3 protein-coding genes, 1 tRNA gene and 1 pseudogene are annotated in these 3,871 nt (G+C 61.1%); 2 read left to right on the plus strand and 3 right to left on the minus strand.

What is annotated here, in order from left to right; translation table 11 throughout:
* The first annotated feature begins 19 nt into the window (after positions 1–19).
* A tRNA-Asp gene (locus DBR12_RS21375) sits at positions 20–96 on the plus strand.
* A gap of 319 nt (positions 97–415) precedes the next feature.
* Here DBR12_RS21375 and DBR12_RS21380 read toward each other — a convergent pair.
* From DBR12_RS21380 to DBR12_RS21390, 3 genes are all read right to left on the minus strand, one after another.
* Positions 416–1,174: a 3-hydroxyacyl-CoA dehydrogenase gene (locus DBR12_RS21380; RefSeq protein ID WP_108619060.1), complete on the minus strand. Its 759-nt coding sequence runs from the start codon at positions 1,172–1,174 to the stop codon at positions 416–418.
* Between the two features lie 119 nt (positions 1,175–1,293).
* Positions 1,294–2,346 carry an extracellular solute-binding protein gene (locus DBR12_RS21385; protein WP_108619061.1) on the minus strand — a complete coding sequence of 351 codons (1,053 nt, stop codon included), beginning with the start codon at positions 2,344–2,346 and terminating at the stop codon, positions 1,294–1,296.
* Positions 2,347–2,721: 375 nt separating this feature from the next.
* Complete coding sequence (locus DBR12_RS21390; protein ID WP_094290910.1) at positions 2,722–3,270, minus strand: phasin family protein; 549 nt, start codon at positions 3,268–3,270, stop codon at positions 2,722–2,724.
* 200 nt (positions 3,271–3,470) lie between these two features.
* Between DBR12_RS21390 and DBR12_RS23375 the strand changes: the two are divergent.
* A pseudogene (locus tag DBR12_RS23375) lies at positions 3,471–3,871 on the plus strand (histone deacetylase); the annotation flags it as partial.

Here is a 3,871-nt window from a genome sequence, read left to right on the forward strand (position 1 = left end):
AGCGAAAAGCTGCCTGCCAGGAGTGGTAGTTCAGTTGGTTAGAATACCGGCCTGTCACGCCGGGGGTCGCGGGTTCGAGTCCCGTCCACTCCGCCAGTCATAAACCGCTGCAGTCGCAAGACTGCAGCGGTTTTTTTATGTTCCGCTCTGTTGGTCTGTTGCAAGCCAGGGGAGCGCAAAAAGTCTCGTGCGTATTGCGAGGACGGGTACCGGTCTGGCCGGACGGGCGCCCAGGAGGCAAAAAGCCCATCGCCGCAAGGGCGATGGGCCTGATGTACTCAGCACGTGCGCGCCGAGTAGCGGCATTCAGGTGCTGTACCCCGGACCGTGGGGTGGCGGGTGCGCCATACGTGCTGCCCCCGGAATACCTGCTATCCCTGAGTTATGCATGTGCGGTGCATCGAGGCAGGGGCTGTCAGCGCGGCGCCAAACGGATCGCACCGTCCAGGCGGATCACTTCACCGTTGAGCATGTCATTCTCGAAGATGTGCTGCACCAGCTTGGCGTAGTCCTGCGGTGTGCCCAAGCGGCTGGGGAAGGGCACGCCGGCAGCCAGCGCGTCTTGCACATCCTGCGGCATGCCAAAAAGCATGGGCGTGCCGAAGATGCCGGGGGCGATGGTCATGTTGCGGATACCGTTGCGGGCCAGGTCGCGGGCAATCGGCAGGGTCATGCCCACCACGCCGCCCTTGGAGGCCGAGTAGGCCGCCTGACCGATCTGGCCGTCATACGCTGCGACGCTGGCAGTCGAGATCAGTGCACCACGCTCGCCTGTGGATTCGGGCTCGTTCTTGCTCATTGCTTCGGCCGCCAGGCGGATCATGTTGAAGCTGCCGATCAGGTTGACCGTGATGGTCTTGCTGAACAGGGCCAGCGCATGCGCGCCATTCTTGCCCACGGTTTTTTCGGCGGGCGCGATGCCTGCGCAGTTGACCAGGCCCATGAGCTTGCCCAGCGACACGGCCTTGGCCACCACGGCCTGGCCGTCGGCCTCGTTGCTTACATCACATTTAACAAAAGCGCCGCCGATTTCCTTGGCCACGGCTTCGCCTTTTTCTGCCTGCATGTCGGCAATGACCACGGTGCCGCCTTGTGCGGCCAGCATGCGTGCCGTGCCTTCGCCCAGGCCCGATGCGCCGCCGGTGACGATGAATACCTTGCCCTTGATTTCCATGAGGTGCCTCCAGTAAGTGACGTTAACGTAAACGTCAATTATGGCGTATCTCCTGCCGACGCTGATGGCGCGAAAAAAAGCCCGGACCAGGCCGGGCTCGAGAGGTGCAGGGCGGGTGTTTACTGGAAGCCAACGCGGTCCAGCATCTGTTGCACCTTGGTGGTGTTGGCGCCCACGGCGCTGATCGGGATGGTTTCGCTCTTGAAGGGCTTGCCGTCCGTCATGGCCTTCAGGGCAGGGTTGTCCAGCGCCACGCCCTTGGCGGCGGGCCACTCGTTGTTGCCGTTCGCGAAGTAGTTCTGGGCCTCAGGGCTGGCCAGGTACTCCAGGAACTTGATGGCGTTGGCCTGGTTTTTGGAGTGCTTGGCCACTGCGCCACCGGCGATGTTCAGATGGGTGCCCCAGGATTCCTGGTTGGGGAATACCACGCCCACCTTGTTGACCACGGCCACGTCTTCGGGCTTGGTGGAGCGCATCAGGCGGGCCAAGTAGTAGCTGTTGGTTACGGCGATGTCGCACTCGCCAGCGGCTACGGCCTTGATCTGGTCGGTGTCACCACCTTTGGGGGGGCGGGCCAGGTTAGCCACCATGCCCTTGAGCCAGGCTTCGGCCTTTTGCTCGCCCACATGTTCAGTCACCGCGCCGAACAGGCTCAGGTTGTAGGGGTGCGAGCCGGAGCGAATGCACAGCTTGCCCTTGTTTTTGGGATCGCTCAACTCTTCGTAGGTATCCACATCGGCCTTTTGCACCTTGACCTTGTTGTACACAATCACTCGGGCGCGGGTGGACAGGCCATACCATGCGATACCGCCATCGGCGGCTGGGGTGCTGCGCAGGTTGGCTGGAATGGCGTCATTCAGCACCTTGGACTTGATGGGCTGAAACAGGCCATCGACTTCGCCTTTGTGAAGACGTGCCGCGTCTACCAGCAGGATCACGTCGGCAGGAGATGCTGCGCCCTCGGCCTTGAGACGGGCCAGGATGCCGGCATCGTCCGCATCGACGCGGTTGATCTTGATGCCGGTGGCCTTGGTGAAGCCGGTGTAGAGGGCTTCGTCGGTGGAGTAGTGGCGGGCGGAGTAGAGGTTCACCACCTGCTCCTGAGCATGGGCGGAGCCCGCAGCGGCGGCCAGGGCACAAACACTCAGCAGGGCTTTCACAGTCTTCGACATGGGATGCGTCTTTCGGGGTTGTTACTGGGCTCAATGATAAAACAAACGCGAATTATTCTTAATAAATTTCCGGATTGCGATCCGGGATTGCACGGGGCTGATGCAACACAAGGCCAGGTGATCAGCGCTGCACGTGTTTGCAGCCCACAAGTCCGTGTGCCCTTGCCATGCGCGATGAATGGAGGGGGGATCGAACAGGCAAAAAAAAGCCCGGTCGCAAAACCGGGCTTTAAAAGGATCCTTGAAACGGGGGTTTCGAGAGGATCCAAGGAGACAACTCGTGCGCCGCAAAGGTGTTTGAAGCGCGTAAAGGGATTATCAGGGTAATCCCTGAAAGCAGCCTAGAGTTTGCACTCCAGACCGCAGCTGATGGACTCAGCGCTTGCGAGGAGCCGCGGTCTTGGCGGCGTTGGCGGCAGTGCTGGCCACTGCGTTGAAGTTGGCTTCGGCAACGTCAGACGCTTGCTTAACGGCCTTTTGCACCGATTCAAACGCGTTGTTGGCGGCGGAGACGGCGCTCTTCATCACAGCCACGGCGGTTTCGGAACCAGCGGGGGCGTTCTTGGCGGCGCTGTCCACCAAATTGGTGAAAGCCTTTTGTGCGTCGGTAGCCTGCGATTCGAAAGCCTTGCCGAATTCGGCGCCGGTGCCCGAAGCGATGTCGTACAGGTGACGGCTGTAGGCAGCAGTCTTTTCAGCCAGGGGCTGGAACAGGCCAGCTTGCAGTGCCAGCAGTTCTTGTGCGTCCTTCACGCCCAGCACGGCTTGCGTGTGGTTGGCGGCTTCCGACAGGGCAGCGCGCGAAGCGGTCACGTTCAGTTCCACCAGCTTTTCCACGCCTTCGAAGGCCTTGGTCGTCAGACCAAACAGGGTTTCGATGTTGGCTTTGTGCGAGGCCAGGATTTGTTCAGCGGTCAGCGTCATGTCATATCTCCTAAAAATGGGACCCAAAGGGCCAGGGTGGCTTACAGACATCTGCGCTGACCTTGACCCGGTGGAGTCATGTTGCAGTGCAGCATGGTTTGAATTTTAGGGGCTTGTTGCGCTATTGCAAGGGTTTTTTGTTGCACTGCAGCATATTAGGTACAGCGCCCCAGAAATCGATGGCTTGCCACAATCGCGTCATGTTTGCTTACTACGCCGACCACTTCGTCTTGCCACTGCCCGAGGGGCACCGCTTTCCCATGGTCAAGTACCGCATGCTGCGCGACCGCATTGCGCAGCAGCTGCCCGGTGTGGCGCTGCAGGTGGCCTTGCCTGCGTCGGACCAAGACCTGGTGCTGGCCCACACCCCTGAATACATCGACGAGATAGCACGCGGCACGCTGCCGCCCGCTGCGCAGCGCGAGATCGGCTTTCCCTGGAGCGAAGCCATGGCCGAGCGCGCACGGCGCTCGGTGGGGGCAACGTTGGCCGCCAGCCGCCAGGCTTTGTGCGACGGTGTGGCGGGCAATCTGGCGGGCGGCACGCACCATGCCTATGCCCACAAGGGCAGCGGGTTCTGCGTGTTCAACGATGTGGCCGT

Origin of the sequence: Acidovorax sp. HMWF029, from assembly GCF_003060895.1 — a bacterium.
Classification (GTDB): Bacteria; Pseudomonadota; Gammaproteobacteria; order Burkholderiales; family Burkholderiaceae_C; genus Acidovorax.